Origin of the sequence: Rhodococcus sp. ARC_M12 (assembly GCF_022810385.1) — a bacterium.
Classification (GTDB): domain Bacteria; phylum Actinomycetota; class Actinomycetes; order Mycobacteriales; family Mycobacteriaceae; genus Rhodococcoides; species Rhodococcoides navarretei.
On record NZ_JALGQI010000020.1, the window covers coordinates 26,084 to 42,602 of the forward strand.

17 protein-coding genes and 1 pseudogene are annotated in these 16,519 nt (G+C 63.8%); 12 read left to right on the top strand and 6 right to left on the bottom strand.

All coding sequences use genetic code 11. The features are described from left to right. The first annotated feature begins 82 nt into the window (after window positions 1-82). Window positions 83-1,108 carry a phosphotransferase family protein gene (locus MTX35_RS22345; RefSeq protein WP_243597076.1) on the top strand — a complete coding sequence of 342 codons (1,026 nt, stop codon included), beginning with the start codon at window positions 83-85 and terminating at the stop codon, window positions 1,106-1,108. Window positions 1,109-1,112: 4 nt separating this feature from the next. Here MTX35_RS22345 and MTX35_RS22350 read toward each other — a convergent pair whose 3' ends face one another. Both MTX35_RS22350 and MTX35_RS22355 read right to left on the bottom strand, forming a co-directional pair. Then, window positions 1,113-1,586 (bottom strand): thioesterase family protein, encoded by a 474-nt coding sequence (locus MTX35_RS22350; protein WP_243597077.1) that lies wholly within the window; start codon window positions 1,584-1,586, stop codon window positions 1,113-1,115. Window positions 1,587-1,596: 10 nt separating this feature from the next. Beyond that, complete coding sequence (locus MTX35_RS22355) at window positions 1,597-2,823, bottom strand: benzoate/H(+) symporter BenE family transporter (RefSeq protein ID WP_243597078.1); 1,227 nt, start codon at window positions 2,821-2,823, stop codon at window positions 1,597-1,599. 176 nt (window positions 2,824-2,999) lie between these two features. On the opposite strand from MTX35_RS22355, the gene MTX35_RS22360 reads away from it, so the two are divergent. Beyond that, window positions 3,000-3,746: a GntR family transcriptional regulator gene (locus MTX35_RS22360; RefSeq protein WP_374230348.1), complete on the top strand. Its 747-nt coding sequence runs from the start codon at window positions 3,000-3,002 to the stop codon at window positions 3,744-3,746. A 2-nt stretch (window positions 3,747-3,748) separates the two neighbouring features. On the opposite strand, the gene MTX35_RS22365 is transcribed toward MTX35_RS22360, so the two are convergent. Both MTX35_RS22365 and MTX35_RS22370 read right to left on the bottom strand, forming a co-directional pair. Continuing rightward, window positions 3,749-4,213: a PTS glucose transporter subunit IIA gene (locus MTX35_RS22365; RefSeq protein ID WP_243597080.1), complete on the bottom strand. Its 465-nt coding sequence runs from the start codon at window positions 4,211-4,213 to the stop codon at window positions 3,749-3,751. Then, the gene (locus MTX35_RS22370; RefSeq protein WP_032378914.1) at window positions 4,210-4,440 is read right to left on the bottom strand and encodes a glucose PTS transporter subunit EIIB; all 231 of its coding nucleotides are present in this window, start codon (window positions 4,438-4,440) and stop codon (window positions 4,210-4,212) included. The genes MTX35_RS22365 and MTX35_RS22370 overlap by 4 nt, the downstream gene beginning before the upstream one ends. A gap of 163 nt (window positions 4,441-4,603) precedes the next feature. On the opposite strand from MTX35_RS22370, the gene MTX35_RS22375 reads away from it, so the two are divergent. Genes MTX35_RS22375 through nagB form a run of 3 tightly spaced genes read left to right on the top strand, consistent with a single transcriptional unit; the run spans window position 4,604 to window position 7,845 of the window. Then, window positions 4,604-5,851: a PTS transporter subunit EIIC gene (locus MTX35_RS22375; protein ID WP_243597081.1), complete on the top strand. Its 1,248-nt coding sequence runs from the start codon at window positions 4,604-4,606 to the stop codon at window positions 5,849-5,851. Next, the gene (locus tag MTX35_RS22380) at window positions 5,848-7,032 is read left to right on the top strand and encodes an N-acetylglucosamine-6-phosphate deacetylase (RefSeq protein ID WP_243597082.1); all 1,185 of its coding nucleotides are present in this window, start codon (window positions 5,848-5,850) and stop codon (window positions 7,030-7,032) included. Before MTX35_RS22375 ends, MTX35_RS22380 begins: the two co-directional genes overlap by 4 nt. After that, the gene (nagB, locus tag MTX35_RS22385; protein ID WP_243597083.1) at window positions 7,033-7,845 is read left to right on the top strand and encodes a glucosamine-6-phosphate deaminase; all 813 of its coding nucleotides are present in this window, start codon (window positions 7,033-7,035) and stop codon (window positions 7,843-7,845) included. Window position 7,846: 1 nt separating this feature from the next. On the opposite strand, the gene MTX35_RS22390 is transcribed toward nagB, so the two are convergent. Next, window positions 7,847-8,674 carry a shikimate 5-dehydrogenase gene (locus tag MTX35_RS22390; RefSeq protein ID WP_243597084.1) on the bottom strand — a complete coding sequence of 276 codons (828 nt, stop codon included), beginning with the start codon at window positions 8,672-8,674 and terminating at the stop codon, window positions 7,847-7,849. Window positions 8,675-8,684: 10 nt separating this feature from the next. Then, window positions 8,685-8,969, bottom strand: a pseudogene (locus MTX35_RS22395) (HNH endonuclease family protein); the annotation flags it as partial. A 190-nt stretch (window positions 8,970-9,159) separates the two neighbouring features. Here MTX35_RS22395 and MTX35_RS22400 point away from each other — a divergent pair. The 7 genes from MTX35_RS22400 to MTX35_RS22430 all read left to right on the top strand — a co-directional run bounded on the left by MTX35_RS22400 (window position 9,160) and on the right by MTX35_RS22430 (window position 16,213). Then, entirely contained in the window at window positions 9,160-10,335 is a 1,176-nt protein-coding gene (locus tag MTX35_RS22400; protein WP_243597085.1) for a tyrosine-type recombinase/integrase, read from the top strand. 70 nt (window positions 10,336-10,405) lie between these two features. Further along, the gene (locus tag MTX35_RS22405) at window positions 10,406-12,487 is read left to right on the top strand and encodes a tyrosine-type recombinase/integrase (protein ID WP_243597086.1); all 2,082 of its coding nucleotides are present in this window, start codon (window positions 10,406-10,408) and stop codon (window positions 12,485-12,487) included. Between the two features lie 19 nt (window positions 12,488-12,506). Next, a complete protein-coding gene (locus MTX35_RS22410) occupies window positions 12,507-12,908 on the top strand; it encodes a DUF6262 family protein (RefSeq protein ID WP_243597087.1) in 402 nt (133 codons plus the stop codon). 341 nt (window positions 12,909-13,249) lie between these two features. After that, entirely contained in the window at window positions 13,250-13,549 is a 300-nt protein-coding gene (locus tag MTX35_RS22415) for a UDP-glucose 4-epimerase (RefSeq protein ID WP_243597088.1), read from the top strand. Next, entirely contained in the window at window positions 13,546-15,270 is a 1,725-nt protein-coding gene (locus MTX35_RS22420) for an alpha/beta hydrolase (RefSeq protein ID WP_243597089.1), read from the top strand. Before MTX35_RS22415 ends, MTX35_RS22420 begins: the two co-directional genes overlap by 4 nt. Window positions 15,271-15,368: 98 nt before the next feature. Beyond that, on the top strand, window positions 15,369-15,833 hold the full coding sequence (locus tag MTX35_RS22425; RefSeq protein ID WP_243597090.1) for a hypothetical protein: 465 nt from the start codon (window positions 15,369-15,371) through the stop codon (window positions 15,831-15,833). Further along, window positions 15,830-16,213: a YbaB/EbfC family nucleoid-associated protein gene (locus MTX35_RS22430; RefSeq protein WP_243597091.1), complete on the top strand. Its 384-nt coding sequence runs from the start codon at window positions 15,830-15,832 to the stop codon at window positions 16,211-16,213. Before MTX35_RS22425 ends, MTX35_RS22430 begins: the two co-directional genes overlap by 4 nt. Window positions 16,214-16,519: the final 306 nt, after the last annotated feature.

The window sequence follows — 16,519 nt, forward strand, 5'->3', positions numbered from 1 at the left end:
TGCGGGTGTCGCTTCGCTACTATCGGTCGACTCCGGCAACGGCCGTCGACAACGATGTCGCACAGCGAAGTGAGGGTTCTGTATGGGCGCAGTGGGACTGGACGAAAACGCAGTATCGACCTGGATCGCAGGATTGGGAATCGGCGCAACGTCGCCGCTGACCTTTCATCGGATCGGCAACGGTCAATCCAATCTCACCTACGCGGTCCGTGATGCCGGCGGCAGTACGTGGGTGCTCCGACGCCCACCGCTCGGGCAGCTCCTGGCGTCCGCACACGACGTCGTGCGCGAGCATCGAATTCTGTCCGGCCTACAGAACACAGCGGTGCCGGTTCCGAAGATGATCGCGATCACCGAGGATCCTTCGGTGTCCGAGGTCCCTGTGGTGCTGATGAGTTTCGTCGACGGGATCGTGGTCGACTCGGTGGCCACAGCCGAGCAACTCGATGTCGAGCATCGACGGAGGGTCGGACTGGGGCTTACCGTTGCGCTCGCCGATATCCACCGCGTGGATCTCGATTCGTCGGGACTGGCGGACCTGGCCAGTCACAAGCCTTACGCTGCGCGTCAACTCGCCCGGTGGACGAAGCAGTGGCAATCCTCGCGCACTCGCGACGTACCCGGTATCGATTCGCTTGCAACGCGATTGGCCGCCAACGTTCCTCAGCAGCAGGAAGTGACCCTGGTGCACGGAGATTTTCACCTCAGCAACGTGATCACGGACCGCGAGAGCGGTCGGGTAGCCGCAGTCGTCGACTGGGAGCTGTGCACACTCGGAGATCCGTTGGCGGATCTCGGTGGGCTACTGGCCTATTGGCCGCAGGCCGACGACGGGGTCGCGGGCCCGTTCATGGCGTCGACGCTGCCGGGCTTTCCCACTCGGGCCGAACTCGTCGAGTCGTACGCGCAGCACACCGGACGTGACGTTTCCGATGTCGGTTTCTGGCAGGTGCTGGCGCTGTGGAAGCTCTCCATCATCGCCGAAGGTGTCATGCGCCGGATGGAAGCGGACTCGCGAAACAGTGCCGTGGCGGGCGGGCCGACCACAACTCTCATCGACGACATCGTCACCAGGGCGCTGCACACAGCCGATGAGATCGGCCTGTAAGCAGTCAGCTCGTCGAGGTCCCGATCGTCAGAGTGCGTGCCGCGCTTTCGATCTCGGGCGGAATTGCGACAGGTCTGCGCGTGACTCCGTCGACGTAGACATGCACGAATCGTCCCCGAGCCGCCAGCTCCAGCACATCGTCGCCGGCCTCCCGGAACAACCCGAGTGAATACACGATGCTGCGAGTACCCAACTTCTCGACGGCGAGTCCGACCTGAAGGCGGTCCGGAAAGCTCAACTCGGAGAGGTATCGGCACGACGTTTCGGCGACGACGCCTATCGCCGACAGGGTCCGGATGTCCAGTCCCGTCGTCTCCATCAACCATCCATTGACGGCTGTGTCGAAGTACGCGTAGTAGGTGACGTTGTTGACGTGGCCGTAATGGTCGTTGTCGTCCCATCGAGTCGGCACCGGCCACAGCGCCGGAAAGTCCGATGCGAGCGACAACTCGGCAGTGGCGTTCACCTGATCCGTCATGGATGTGACCCTAGCCAGTAGCGTCCGAGACAGGCAGCGCCGGGGACTGCCGTCGCAGAATCGCCCGTACGGCGAGTCCGACGATCAATGCCCAGAACGCCGATCCGATCCCCACAAAGGTCAGGCCGGATGCAGCGACGAGGAACGTCAGGACGGTCGCTTCTCGGTCCGACGCGTGCTGCAGTGCGCCGAACAGCGACGCCGCGAGCGTTCCCAACAGTGCAAGCCCGGCAACGGTTTCCACCACTCCGGCAGGTGATGCGGCCACCAGAGTCGCCAGAGCCGTGGCCAGCAGTGCGAGCGCCGAGAACGAGCATCCGGCGGAGAATGCCGCGACCCATCGTCGGTTCGGGTCCGGATGGGCGTTGGGGCTCGCCGAGAGTGCAGCGCTGATCGCGGCGAGATTGATCGTGTGCCCACCAGCGAATGCTCCCAGCACCGTTCCGGTTCCGGTGACGGTCATCGATGCACGCCACGGGATGCGGTAGCCGAACGACGCCATGACCGATGTGCCCGGGATATTCTGTGACGCCATCGTGACGATGTACAACGGCACTGCGATGCCGACGGTCGCCTGCCACGTCCAGTGCGGAATCGTCCAGTCGATTCGGGGGACGAGATCGGACGCCGCGATGGAGGTGGCGCTGCCGATCACGTCGGCAGCGATGATCGCAGCCGCCGCAGCGAACGCAGCGGGGACTGCCCAGCGTGTGCTGAATCGGAGCACCACGAGCCAGACGAGAACCACCGGCGCTACGTGTTCGGGGGAGCCGGCGAGGGCTACCACCGGTGCCGAGCAGAGGGGTAGCAGTACTCCGGCCAGCATTGCCTGCGCGAGTGGTACCGGGATTCTCGAGACAAGAGCGCCGAGCCGCGGCCACAGGCCGGTCAGGACGATCATGAGCCCGACGGTGACGAACGCACCCACTGCGGCAGGCCAACCGCCGACCACCACGCCGGTTCCGGCGAGCAACGCGGCACCCGGTGTCGACCAGGCAAGCGTGATGGGCTGTCGGTATCTGCGCGCAAGCCACATCATCCCGACGGCCTGCGTCAGACACAGTGCCGACAATCCCGAGGCTGCCTCGGCTGGACTAGCACCCACCGCGCGAAGGCCGGTGAGGACTACGGCGAACGAACTGGTGAAGCCGACCAGAGCGGCCACGATTCCGGCGCTGACGGGGGTCGAGAGACTTGTCGGTCGGTCGGCAGCGGCGGAATTGTCGGCAGAGGTCACGATCGACGATGATGCACGGTCGGCCGTCGCCTGTCGCGTCGTTTCCCACCGAGTCGGGTCGGCGCAACTGGTGGCGACCGGATGCTGTCGGTGCACCCAGGTGTGACGTAGTCTTTGGTTGGACCGGACCAGTCCGTACCGCTGGTCCGTCGAGTGACCGAAAGGCCGGCGCAGTGGTGATGCCCGTACATCTGAGGGACAGTCAGATCCCGAAACACGAACAGCTGCGCGCAATTCTGTTGCACCGCTGCACCAAGGAGCTCCAACCCGGCGATCTGATGCCGAGCGAGCGGAAGCTGATGGAGGATTACGGCGTCAGCCGCATCACCGTCAGGGAAGCAATCGGTCAACTCGTCAACGACGGACATCTGGTGCGCGTGCGCGGCAAGGGCACGTTCGTCGCCAGTCGCACGGTTCAGTCTCGCTTGCACCTGGCGTCGTTCTCGGAGGAGATGCGCGCGCAGGGATTGACGCCGACGACGGTGGTGCTTTTCGCGCGGCTCGAAAAGCCTTCTGCATCAACAATTCGCGCCCTCGGTCTGGTCGACGGGGAGCAGACTTACCACATCAAGAGGCTGCGGTTGGCCGACGCCGAGCCGGTCAGCGTCGACGACGGGTGGTACCGGGCCGGACTGCTTCCGGACCTGATCGACCACGATCTGAGCCAGTCGATCTACGAGGCTGTGCGCAATCACTACGGTCTGACGATCGATCGGGCCGAGCAGACCGTCAAAGCGACTGCAGCCGACAGTGATACGGCCACCCTGCTCGGTACCAAGCGCGGCGCTCCGGTGCTGTACTTCGACCGGGTCTCCTTCAGCGGCGGCGAGCCGCTCGAGCATGCCGAGAGCTGGTACCGCTGCGACCGGTATCAACTGTCGATGGAAGTCGCAGGCGGGCGACGCACCACGCCGCGTCGGTGAGGTCAGGGCAGCTCGAACAGCGGATCGCCCTTCATGACGTCGGTGCCGATGCTCGCACTCGTCACCGAATCCGGCTTCGAATCCATCAGGACCACGGGGACGACATCCGAGTAGCCTGCCGACGCGATCGCTGCGGGGTCATAGGTGACGACGAGGTCGCCGGCCTCGACTCGATCACCCTCTGCTGCAACGAGTTCGAAGCCCGAGCCCTTCATCTTCACGGTGTCGATACCGATGTGGACCAACACACCGGCCTTGTCGTCGGTGAAGACGACGAACGCGTGCGGATGAAGCTTGAGTATCTTGCCCGCGACCGGAGAACGGACCTCGACGGGACCGTCGCTCGCGGCCGGCTGCAGTGCGACACCGGCACCGACCATCTGCGCGGAAAAGACTGGATCGGGGACGTCGGCGAGCGAGATCACCCGGCCGGCAACGGGACTGAGGATCAGGTTGCCGTCGTTCACAGAATGTCTTCGATATCTTCTGCGAGCGTGTCCGCTTCGGGGCCGACGATGACCTGAACGGCAGTGCCCTTGTGGAACACCCCGTGGGCACCGGCCGCCTTGAGTGCTGCCTCGTCCACCAACGATCCGTCCTTCACCTCGGTGCGTAACCGAGTGATGCACGCTTCGATCTCGACGATGTTGTCGGCACCGCCGAGGCCCTTCACGATCGCGTCCGCCTTGGACATGTCCGGTTCTCGCTTTCTGTCGGCTGAATCACACGACCGGGTTGACATGTGCTTGCCACCTGGCCAAACTACAACTGGTAATGACCGGACAGTACCCCTGATGGTGCCCGGTCACAACAGCGGAAACCGCCCTCGAAGGACCAGCCTCGAAGAGAAGGTCGCCATGACCCCGAAGAAGACCGACTCGGTCGATACCGAGCCGAAGAAGGAATCCCGATCACTGGCCGGACTGCAGCGGTTCGGTCGCAGCCTCATGCTTCCGATCGCTGTTCTGCCCGCCGCCGGAATCCTGCTCCGTCTCGGTCAGGACGACCTGCTGGGTAGATTCAGCGCGCTGGAGACGGCCGCCGCGGTCATCTCTGCGGCAGGTCAGGCGGTATTCACCTGGCTTCCGCTCATTTTCGCAGTCGGTATCGCCATCGGCTGGGCCAAGAAGTCCGACGGGTCGACCGCACTCGCTGCTGTGGTCGGTTACATGGTCATGAACGGTGTGTTCACGGCAATGTCGCCGGTCGTGCTCGACGGGGAGGTCGATGCCAACGGTGATCCGGCCGTGATCGACTACGGGGTCCTGGCGGGCATCGTGATCGGACTGCTCTCGGCCATCCTCTGGCAACGGTTCTATCGCCAGAAGTTGCCCGACTACCTCGGCTTCTTCAGCGGCCGCCGGCTCGTGCCGATCATGACGGCGATCACGGGTCTCGTTGTCGCCGTGATCATGTCGTTCGTATACCCGCTCTTCTACAGTGCCCTCCAATGGGTCGGCAATACGGTCGCCGACCACAGCGTTGTGGGCAGCGGAATCTACGGTTTCGCCAACCGCATGCTCATTCCGACCGGACTGCACCACATTCTGAATTCCGTTGTCTGGTTCCTCGTCGGCGACTACCAGGATGCGAGCGGCCAGCTGGTGCGCGGCGACCTCAACCGGTTTTTCGCCGGCGACCCGTCTGCCGGAGTGTTCATGACCGGATTCTTCCCGATCATGATGTTCGCCCTTCCCGCTGCGGCATTTGCGATCTACCGCAACGCCAAGCCGTCGCAGAAGAAGATCGTCGGCGGAATCATGTTGTCCACCGGTCTGACTGCCTTCGTCACCGGGATCACCGAGCCGCTCGAGTACTCGTTCATGTTCGTCGCCTGGCCGCTCTACATCATTCACGCGGTCCTGACCGGAACGTCGATGGCGCTGACCAATGCCCTCGGAATCCACGACGGCTTCTTCTTCTCCGCCGGTGGCATCGACTACCTACTGAACTACGGGATCGCCACCAAGGCGTGGTTGCTCATTCCCATCGGACTCGGGTACGCGGTGATCTACTACTTCCTGTTCAGCTTCGTCATCAAGAAGTGGAATCTGCGTACCCCCGGCCGTGAGGACGACGCAGTACTCGAGCCCGATCGGGCATGACCGCTCCGGCTACGACCACGCTGAGAGGGCGGGTCGTCACCCGCGACGAGGTGATCGAGGACGGCGTTCTCGCGTTGGCGGGAGCCCGGATCGAGTGGGTCGGTCCGGCTTCGGCGTGGCTCGGGGACCCTGCACCGCAGTCGGATACGACGATCCTGCCCGGGCTGGTCGACCTGCACTGCCACGGCGGGGCAGGGGCATCGTTTCCGGATTCACCGGCCGACGATCTCATGACGGCGGTGCGGCATCACCGATCCCGCGGCACCACGACGATGCTTGCCTCTCTGGTGTCGGCACCGCCCGAACGGCTGATCGCGCAGACGTCGCTGTTGGCGGACCTGTACGAGTCCGGTGACATCGCCGGGATCCACATCGAGGGGCCGTTTCTGTCGGTCGCCCGCTGCGGCGCACAGGATCCGGCGTCGCTGCGCAGCGGGGATCCCGGACTGCTGCGCGACATTGTCGGCGCAGGCCGAGGAGCGGTGCGGTCGATGACCCTCGCACCCGAGGTCGACGGGTTCGCTGCCATCGCAGAGATGCTGCGAGAGAACGACATACTGCCGAGTATCGGGCACACGGACGCCGATGCACTCACCACCCGCCGCGGAATCCGGGCACTGGGGAGCGGGCCGATCACGGCCACGCACCTCTTCAACGGAATGCCGACCTGGCATCATCGATCACCAGGGCCGGTGAGCGAATGCTTGGCCGCCGCGGCCCGCGGCGGCATGGTGCTCGAATTGATCGGAGACGGAGTACATCTCGCCGACGAGACCGTGCGCGCCGTGTTCGATCTCGTCGGCGGCACACGGATCGCTCTGGTGTCCGACGCGATGGCCGCGGCCGGTATGTCGGACGGCCGCTACCGACTCGGACCACTGGACGTGACCGTCCACTACTCGGTCGCACGATTGTCTCGCGACACCGATCCCGAGACGGCACCGATCGCGGGTGGGACTGCGACCGTGCTGGATCTGGTGCGCCGGGCCGTGCAGGACGCCGGCGTGCCCCTGGTCGAGGCGGTGCGGGCCGCGTCGTCGACTCCGGCCACGACGATCGGCCTCGGCTCCGACGTCGGTTGCCTCGAACAGGGTATGAGAGCCGACGTGCTGGTGGTCGACGCAGCGTTCGAGCCGATACAGGTGATCAGAAGCGGAACTGCGATCAGGGAGGACAGTTAGATGGAGATAGTGATCCTCGATGGGGTCGACGCAGTGGACCGCACGGCCGCCGACATCGTCGAACGAGTGGTACGAGCCGGTCCGGCCGCCAACCCGGGTCGTTCCGCCGGCTCCACTCCTGTCCTGGGCCTGGCAACCGGGTCCACCCCGGTGGGTACCTATCGCGAATTGGCTCGACGGCATCGGGAGGACGGCCTGTCGTTCGCGCGATGCCGAGCCTTCCTGCTCGACGAATACATCGGACTGTCGAAAACGGCGGAGCAGTCCTACTTTTCGTTCATTCGGCAGAACTTCGTCGACCACGTCGATCTGGACGACGGCGCGGTGTTCTCGCCCGACGGCGACGCAGACGACATCGCGGCCGAGGCGCAGCGGTACGACGCAGCGATCGCGGCCGCAGGCGGCATCGATGTGCAGATCCTCGGAATCGGCACCGACGGACACATCGGCTTCAACGAACCCGGGTCGTCATTGAGATCGCGGACGCGGGTGAAGACGCTGACCGAACAGACCCGCGTCGACAATGCGCGCTTCTTCGACTCCCCGGAGAACGTGCCGCATCACGTACTGACGCAGGGGTTGGGCACCATCGACGAGGCGCGCCACCTCGTGTTGATCGCAACGGGGGAGTCGAAAGCGGACGCAGTGGCTGCCGCCGTCGAAGGACCGCTGACGGCGTTCTGCCCCGCGTCGACGATCCAATGGCACCCGCACGCGACGGTGCTGCTGGACGAGGCGGCGGCGTCGTCGCTCGCACTCGCGGAGTACTACCGGTACGCCTATGCCAACAAGCCCCGGTGGCAGCACCTGTGAGTCAGCGGCGCGAGAATTCCGATGCGCGCGTGATCTGCTCGTCCGACGGCCGCACTCCGGTGTAGAGGACGAACTGCTCTGCGGCCTGCAGGGCGATGACCTGAGCGCCCGTGATCACGGGCTTGTTCGCCGCTCGGGCGGCAACGATGAGCGGGGTCTCCGACGGCATGGCGACGACGTCGAACACGGCGCCGGCTGCATCGACCTGCTGTTCGGAGAACGGTGTGGAGTCGGCGTCGGGCCCACCGGCCATCCCCACCGGAGTCACGTTCACCAGCAGGTCTGCACCGACTGCGTCGGCCGACCAGTCGTATCCGTAGGACTCGGCGAGGGCCGGCCCGGTGATCGCGTTGCGGGCAACGACGGTGCCGCGGGTGAAGCCCGAATCACGAAGTGCGGCAACGACAGCCTTCGCCATGCCGCCGCTCCCGGTCACCGCAACCGACCAGTCCGTCGGAAAATTGCTCCCGGCGAGTAGGTTCGCGACAGCCTGGTAGTCGGTGTTGTAGGCATGCAGAACGCCGTGCTCGTTGACGATGGTGTTGACGGACTCGATCGCGCTCGCCGACTCGTGCATCACGTCGACCAGTTCGATCACATCCTCCTTGAACGGCATGGACACGGCGCAGCCTCGAATGCCCAGCGCGCGAACGCCTCCCACTGCGGCGGCAAGATCGGTGGTGGTGAACGCCTTGTAGACGAAGTTCAGATCCAACTCGTCGTAGAGGTAGTTGTGAAAGCGCGTTCCGATGTTGCTCGGTCGGCCGGACAGAGACATGCAGAGCTGAGTCTCACGGTCGAGGAAGCTGCGCGAGTGTGCCGTTGACATCGTTCTCACCTTACGCCGCGCACGTCGAGGCGACCGAAGCGAGAACACCCTGATCGGCCTGCGTGATCGGCAGTTCGTACTGGGCGGCGACCGAGAGATACTTGCCCGCATAGAAGCAGTGGTAGGCCGCGTTCGGTGGTAGCCACTGCGACGGTGTCTTGTCGCTCTTGCTCTGGTTGTCTGCCCCGTTCACCGCGAGCAGATTGAACGCCACGTCGTTGGCGAACCGAATGCGCTTGTCCGGCACCCAGGTGTTCGCGCCCATGTCCCAGGCGGCGGACAGGGGGTAGACGTGTAATCAGTAGCTATCAGGCAGTGCCGTTAACATCATCCTGGGGTTTGTTCCGTGAGATCGGGATGCGTGGGCGGCAGTGTTATCTAAGGCAACCGAGGTACGCCGACGACACCGCCGACACGCATCGTCTGGGTGCGTCGAATCAGGCGGGGCCGGGCGTACCTTCGAGCAAACGAAGAGGAGCGAGCCGATGGCTACCGCGCAACGCGTCACTCTCAGCGACGGTGCAACGACGTGGACGGTGATCGATAGATCGTTCAGTCTGGTCGAGCCGGTCGAGGCGTACCTCGAGTACGGTCGGCAAGTCGACTTCCGGCCGAACACGACACGCGCCTACGCGCAGAGCCTGGCCCAGTGGTGGTCGTTCCTGGAAGAGACCGGCACGTCGTGGGACGCGGTGAAGTTGCACGACTTCGGCGACTTCATTTCAGCCCTGCGTTACGGCGAACTCGCCTCGCCGATTCGTGAACTCCGCCCTCGGCCAGTACTGAGCGACGGCACGGTGAACTTACGCTTGCGCGCGGTGATGAGTTTCTACCGCTATCAAGCTGACAGCGGAGCAGACGCTGCGCCGTTCCTGTGGAAGCAAGCCCAGGTCCGATCGGGCCGCTACATGTCGTTCCTCGAGCACGTCGCCCGCCGAAACCCGCAGAAGCGAGCCACAATCCGAATTCGTCCCGCCCGCAGGGCCGTTCCAGTTTTGGCACCGACGACGATCGATGCCCTCTACGAGGCCGAGTCCGTCTACGATCCTGCACACGCGGAGTGGGACGGGGATCTGCGGTACCGGTTCCTGTGGGCGTTGCTGGCGGAATCGGGCATGCGGATCGGTGAAGCTCTCTCGTTGCAGCACCGCGACTGGAACACCGGGGTCGGTGGCGCAAGCGCTCGGGTCGCGATCGTCAGCAGAGCGCACCCGCACGGCCTGTCCGCCAAGTCCGGGGAGCGTGAAGTTCACATCGGGTCTCGGCTCGACCGGCTCTACGCCGATTACGTGTGGTGGCTTTGCGACCGCGGAGCTGATGTCGCCCTCGACGATTGGGAGAGCAGCTACATCTTTTGCAACGTGATGCGGGATCCACTGTTCGCGCCGCTGCGCACCGAGTCGGTCTACGCGCACCTGCGCTCGATGAAGCAGCGAGTCGCAGGACTGCCGAACCCCATGACGCCGCACTGGTTTCGGCACACACATGCCACCGCACTGTTGCTGGCGGGGAGCCCGGTCCACACCGTCAGCCGCCGCCTGGGCCATGCGAGCGTGCAGACCACTATGAACATCTACGGCCACGTCACCGAGGATGCCGAGCTGTCTTCTGTCGCGAATTGGCGTGAATACGTATCCGGATGGGAGTACCCGAATGTCTAATCCAGCAGCAGCTTCCTCGAACACATCGTTTAAACGCAGCCCCAAACGGCTGCACCATATCGACCCGGCGTTGGCATTAGCGGACATCGCTGACCCCGCGATCGCGCGTCAGCTGTGGGATTCGCTGCCCGACGAATGTCGGAGCGATCACTTCGACAAGAAGACGATGCCGACGCGGTATCGATCCGCAATCCGTGAGGTCAGCGCTGGTGGCGACTGGACCGCCCTGTACTTGAACTTCCGCGGACTGCCCGAGATCATGACCTGGGAGATTGCGTGGATCATCCACCGTCGCATCGAGCTCGGACATTTCGTCGGCGTCGGCGATACCAATGCCGTCTTCAAATTGCTGCGTGCCGCGATAAGTCACGATGACGAGTGCCGGTCGGCGCAATCGCTGCTGCACCGCTCACCCGAACAATGGGTGCGGGCCGCGCGGAAAGCGCAGCTGCGGGGTGCGACGATCGGAGAATCCGCGTTTTCCAACGGCACCTATCGCCTCGGGCACATGGCCGCAGTACTCGGATACGCCTACCACCGCGATCCGTGGTGGCAGCTGAACGTCTGGAATCCCATCCTCGATCCCAGAGTGCCCCAACGCGACCACGAACCGCAAGGTGGCACGGTGTTGCACTTCACCAACCTGACCAGTACTTGGTTGCGGGAGGGCGCGAAGTACTGGCTTTCGGCGGGCCTGGCCACGGAAAGGTACACCTGGAGCACGGTCCGATCGCGTCTGGACGCGCTCAAGTGGCTGCAACGCTATATCGACAACGTCGGCGACGAAGGCCCGTGTCTGACAGCCGACCCGCACAAGTTGCGGGGCTTCATCCGTGGCTTCTGCGACCTGCTTCTCGCGCACCGCATCGAGTCCGGACCGCGTAGTGGCCTCGCACTGGCTAAGAACCCACGTCGACAGATCATGTCCTCGATCGAGCAGTTCTATCAGTTCATGTATGACCACCGAGACGAAGCCTCCACCGAGCTCGGGATCAGTGCCTGGGCTGCTTTGCGGCCGGAGCACTGCGTGCTCTTTCGCCCTGAGGACAAGCCGCGACTGAGCAACGTCAAGCCACAGGACATGGTCCTCGAAGACGACGTCATGCAGCAAATCGCTGAGGGAAGCGGCCTGCTCGCGCAGCCCGTAGGGGAGGGCGGGCTCGGAGACTTGCAGGCCTTTCACATCCTGATGCTTCTGCTGCGCACCGGGCGCCGCGCCAATGAGGTCCTGATGATGGACTTCGACCCGCTGGAACCGATCCTGCGAACCTCGTCGAGCGAGAACACCGACGGCGCCGGTTTCGTCGCCCGGATGCGCTATCAGCAAACGAAGATCGAATCGAACACCGCACCCACGATCCCCGTGGACGAGGAGATCGTCACGATCATTCGAGCCCAGCAACAGCACGCCCGAGAGGTGATGGCGCAGTTCGGGAACCCTGGCGTAACGCCGAAATACTTGTTCCTCCGCATGACTGGGAACCGGCTGGGCGACAAGCCGTATCCGATGCAGACAATGCATCTGCGGTTCGGCAAGCTCACCAGCTTGCTCGACATCAGGGACTCCGTAGGCCGCCAGGTCGCGGTCTCCAAGACACACCGGTTCCGGCACACTGCGGCGACCAACCTGATCAACGCCGGAGTGCCCTTGCACGTGGTGATGCGCTACTTCGGACATGTGTCGCCGGACATGACCTTGCATTACGCAGTGACTTCGGCTCAGACCATGGAGGAGGAATTCCTCCGTTACAAGAAGGTCACTCGCGATGGACGCACCGCCTCGGTCGACAGCACCGACCTCTACGACCTGATTCAGCTCGACAAGCGAGCCGACCGCATCCTGCCCAACGGCTGGTGCACCCTGCCGCCGAAACAATTGTGCGACAAAGGAAACGCCTGCCTGTCCTGCTCGAAGTTCGTCACCGATTCCACGCACGTACCGCAGTTGCGGGCACAGCTCACCGACACCGAAGCGCTGATCGAACGCCGGCAAGCGGTGTTCACTGCGAAGTACGGCACCCCGATGGACGAGACGAACATCTGGCTGAACGGTCGCCAGGTCGAGGTCGACTCGCTCAACCGGATCCTGCTCGCGATCGACACCGTCTCCGCCACCGACAAGGCCGTTCGCGGCCCCGGAACCGCAACCTAGAGTAAGGAGAACCCAACCCATGCCCGAACACCTCACCGCCGCAGCAAGAGCGCGCCACGCCGAGACCAGAGCACGGGCCGACGCCGCGCTGCTGGCGCTCAGCAGTGCAGGCGAGCCGATCACCTTCGCAGCCCTCGCTCGCCGCGCCGAAGTCTCCACCGACTTCCTCTACAAACAGCCCGACCTACGCGCCAAGATCAACGACCTACGCGCCCAACCTGGCCATCGCCGATCCGCTCCGCGACAGTTGCTGCCCGAATCGGGACAGCAGTCCGCATCGTCCGCAGTCAGAGCACTGGCTTCACAGCTCAAAGATCTTAAACGCCGGCACGCCGAAGAGGTCGGTGAGCTGCGTAAGGCGCTCGCGGTCGCCCACGGCGAGAACCTCGCGTTACGGCGACGTTCGGGCGACACCAGCTAGCGACCGAAGAGTGAGCGGCGGTCTATCGCGTGTCTGCACTGTTGTTCAGATACGTTGCCATTGAGCCTCATCCCCAGGTCGGATTACTCTCGGAGGACCGGCCCGCATACAACAGACCGTTGGCCACTGTAAAGATATTCTGCACCCGCAAAGAAGGCCAGTTGCAGGGCCGAGCGGAGATTGGGGATCACCGTGACTGACAGCAGCGCTATTCGGACGTCGCGGTGCGACCCCATCGAGTTGGGCGGCTCTGTACCGATACCCCTGACGAGGGGGTTCGTACTGCTACGCTGACGCGGCGCTGGGGAGGGCGCGACGGGACTCGCCGGGGGGGAATACCGATGTTGAAAGCTGATCTCGACGCGTTGCGTGCATTGGGGGCGGCGATGGCCGTCACCGCCGATTCGGTGGGGTCGTTGGATCCGGTAGCTCCTATCGTGGCCGCCGCCGATGCGATGCCCAACTCGGCGTTCGGCGCAATTGCCAGGTCCGCTGCGATTCCGACCCTCGCCGCCTATCGCGGGGTGTCGGTACGTATTCGAGAAATGTCCTCTGCATCGTTGGCCTCGGCGGACAGCTACGACGACACCGACCGGGCTTTCAGCGATCAGCTCATACGTCTGAACGCCGATCGTCGATGAGCGCAACGGTCTCGCAGGTTCGCGGATGGAATCCGCTTGCACTCGTCGATATTGCCTCCGATCTTGCTGCGGTGAACGCGGAATTCGACGACTTGGTCAGCGACGTCGGCCGCGCCACGAGGGATGGTCTGAGCCAATGGGAAGGAGACGCGGCGACAGCGGCATCTGCCAGGTCGTTGGCCGATCGGCTCGCCGCGACCCATCTCGTCACCGCTGTGGACGATCAAGCGAACGAGTTCGGCTCAGCAGCAGGGCTACTGACCGAGGTCCGGACGTCGACGCTTGCCGCAGTTGACGCTGCGACTGCCGGCGGCTTCACCGTCAGCGATGCAGGTTCGGTCACCGCCCCTGTCTGCTCGTCCGGCAACATCGTCGCAGACCTGTTGTTGCAGAGCAGTTTCGATGAGAAAGCGCGCAGCCACGAGGCCGTGGTGCGAGGTCTGTTGCGCAGTGCTGCCGACGTCGACCGAATGTGTGCCGACTCGCTGCAGCGCACGATCGATGCAATCGCAGAGATCTCCGAATCGCCCGGGGCTCCCGACCGCTACAACGACGATGTTCGAGCCATTCTCGACGGCGACGCCTTTCTCCCGGCCGATCCCCGAGAGCTCGCTGGGTTCTGGGACAGCTTGACGCCGGCCGAGAAAGACGGTCTGGCGGCCTGGGACCCGACTATCGGGAACCGGGACGGATTGCCAGCGGTGGACAAGACACGCTTGAACGAGGACCTGCTGGTACCGATCACCGCGGCGGCAGAAGCCGATCTCGCCGCTATCGAGGCGCGTCATCCTGATTGGGCCAGAGGTGAGAACGTGCCGCCGACCGAAGGTCTTCTCGACGACGACCAGCAGGCTCTTCGCAAGGACTGGCAGAGCTGGACCGACGATCGCGAGGAGGCGTCCAGTGCGGTGGCGGGTCTTCACGAAGTGCGCAACCAGCTGGACCGCGATGACGATATTTCCAGATTTCTGATGAATATCGACGACCATGGCCGCGGCGTGATTGCGCTCAACAACCCGGACACCGCTAACAACGTTGCGACGTACGTTCCGGGGACAGGCACCGAATTGTCGAAGGTGGGCGGGGACATGACCCGCGCCGACCACATACTGGCCGAGGCCAACAAACTGTCACCGGGAAGCGAAAACTCGGTGGTCATGTGGATGGGCTACGACTCTCCGCCCGGCTTCTCCGACGCCGCGCGGACAACATTTGCCGACGCCGGAGCACCCCGGCTGGATAGCTTTCAGGACGGGTTGCGCGCCGCCCACGACGGCCCGCCCTCGCACAACACCGTCATCGGTCACAGTTACGGCAGCACTGTCGTCGGGCATGCGATGAGCGACGGGGGCTCGCTCGATGTCGATAATGTCGTGTTCGCGGGGAGCCCCGGGGTGGGGGTCAACAGGGCCTACGAACTGGCGCTCGATGGGGTCGATTCGGAACGGATGACCGATCACGTGTTCGCTACCGCCGCCCCGGCCGACCCGGTGACCTGGATCGGGGAAATGGCGCCCGCAGTAGCTCACGGCGCAGACCCGACCGTCGATGCGTTCGGAGCGACTGTCTTCGAGAGCGCACCGGGTAACGACTCGATCCACATACCGGTGCTGGGTGATGTCGGGTTCGACCCCGACTCGCACAGTAGCTACTTCGAGCCGGGCACACCGTCGCTGCGATCGATGGCACAGATCATCACGAACACAGGAAATGTCGAATGACTGATCGGACCGTGCAGGTCAAGCCCAGAACATCCCTCGCGATCGCACTGACTTGTGTTCTTCTCACAGTCGGATGCTCGCAGAACGGAGCAAATGACGTGGATAGCGCACTGTCGCAGGAGCAAGCACAGAATCGAACGGTCGAAGTGCTGGGTCGCTCTCTCTCGGTATTGCCGTCAGGGACACGGCTCGACGTCGAGAATCCGACGTATCCGCAGTCGGATCTGCCCAGAGGGGGATTCGGACCCTGCTACGACGACAACACCATCGATTACGGCCCGCATCGATTCGACGCCGGCTACTGGGTGGTCGGCAATGGGGTGCATCGAGCCAATCTCGACCTACTGTTGGCGAGCTGGGGCGAATGGGGCTGGACAGTCGAAGACGAAAGCAAGGACGGTGGAAAGCGGGCGTCGGCAACGACACCGGATGGGTACCGAGTATCTGCCGAACTCGGAACACCCGAGTACCTGAGCGTGGTCGGTGTGTCGCCGTGCTTCGAGATCGAGGCCGGACAGACCCCTCCGGCCGGTGTTGCTCCTCGGGCGATCGAACAACGATGACCAGCCGGTCCGACGCAGACGTCGAAGAGCTGACAGTCAAGGCCGCTCGCGTTCATCGATCCCTGACGCAGTTACGAGGCAGGGCGACATCGATTGACGGCCATGTGACAATCGAAGTCTCCATTGATGGTCGCATCACCGCGATGGTTGTTTCGCAATGGTTCTCACGACTCAGTTCGGATGCGGCCAGCGCGGTGATTGTCCGAACCCACAGCGACGCACTCGCCGACGCGGAAGCGGCGGCATCGGCAGTCCGGCGGGAGCTCACCGGAGACTATCGGGTGGCCAGAATCGTGGATCGAGTAGCGGCGGAAGGTCCGTCGCTCCATGTGGACAACAAATGGACCGATGATCGAAAGTCCATCTACGACAAATGGTAAAAAGATCAATGGACCGCGTCCTCAGCCTCACGACGGCTTTTGTCCGTGAAAGTGATGTCGAATGATGGCGCGGTGGGCGTCCTCTCGTCGTCGTTGACATTGAGCCAGGACTGAATGGGGGAAACTGCCCCAAACGCACCGTGGCCGACCAACGCGCTCAGGCGTGGCTTCATCACCTGGTGCCTCGACTACAACATCAGCGCCGAACCCGCCGAAGCCGGACTCGAATGTGACGTGCACATCCCTCGTCGCAGACTCGCCGCCCATCACCGCCACCGAGCTCGGAGTACTGGTCCCCATGGCAAC

What these genes read in the sequence shown, in the direction of transcription:
- MTX35_RS22415 (WP_243597088.1), top strand. Translation starts at nt 13,250, where the DNA reads ATGTTGAAAGCTGATCTCGACGCGTTGCGTGCATTGGGGGCGGCGATG.
- MTX35_RS22410 (WP_243597087.1), top strand. Translation starts at nt 12,507, where the DNA reads ATGCCCGAACACCTCACCGCCGCAGCAAGAGCGCGCCACGCCGAGACC.
- nagB (WP_243597083.1), top strand. Translation starts at nt 7,033, where the DNA reads ATGGAGATAGTGATCCTCGATGGGGTCGACGCAGTGGACCGCACGGCC.
- MTX35_RS22350 (WP_243597077.1), bottom strand. Translation starts at nt 1,586, where the DNA reads ATGACGGATCAGGTGAACGCCACTGCCGAGTTGTCGCTCGCATCGGAC.
- MTX35_RS22400 (WP_243597085.1), top strand. Translation starts at nt 9,160, where the DNA reads ATGGCTACCGCGCAACGCGTCACTCTCAGCGACGGTGCAACGACGTGG.
- MTX35_RS22420 (WP_243597089.1), top strand. Translation starts at nt 13,546, where the DNA reads ATGAGCGCAACGGTCTCGCAGGTTCGCGGATGGAATCCGCTTGCACTC.
- MTX35_RS22345 (WP_243597076.1), top strand. Translation starts at nt 83, where the DNA reads ATGGGCGCAGTGGGACTGGACGAAAACGCAGTATCGACCTGGATCGCA.
- MTX35_RS22430 (WP_243597091.1), top strand. Translation starts at nt 15,830, where the DNA reads ATGACCAGCCGGTCCGACGCAGACGTCGAAGAGCTGACAGTCAAGGCC.
- MTX35_RS22390 (WP_243597084.1), bottom strand. Translation starts at nt 8,674, where the DNA reads ATGTCAACGGCACACTCGCGCAGCTTCCTCGACCGTGAGACTCAGCTC.
- MTX35_RS22370 (WP_032378914.1), bottom strand. Translation starts at nt 4,440, where the DNA reads ATGTCCAAGGCGGACGCGATCGTGAAGGGCCTCGGCGGTGCCGACAAC.
- MTX35_RS22380 (WP_243597082.1), top strand. Translation starts at nt 5,848, where the DNA reads ATGACCGCTCCGGCTACGACCACGCTGAGAGGGCGGGTCGTCACCCGC.
- MTX35_RS22375 (WP_243597081.1), top strand. Translation starts at nt 4,604, where the DNA reads ATGACCCCGAAGAAGACCGACTCGGTCGATACCGAGCCGAAGAAGGAA.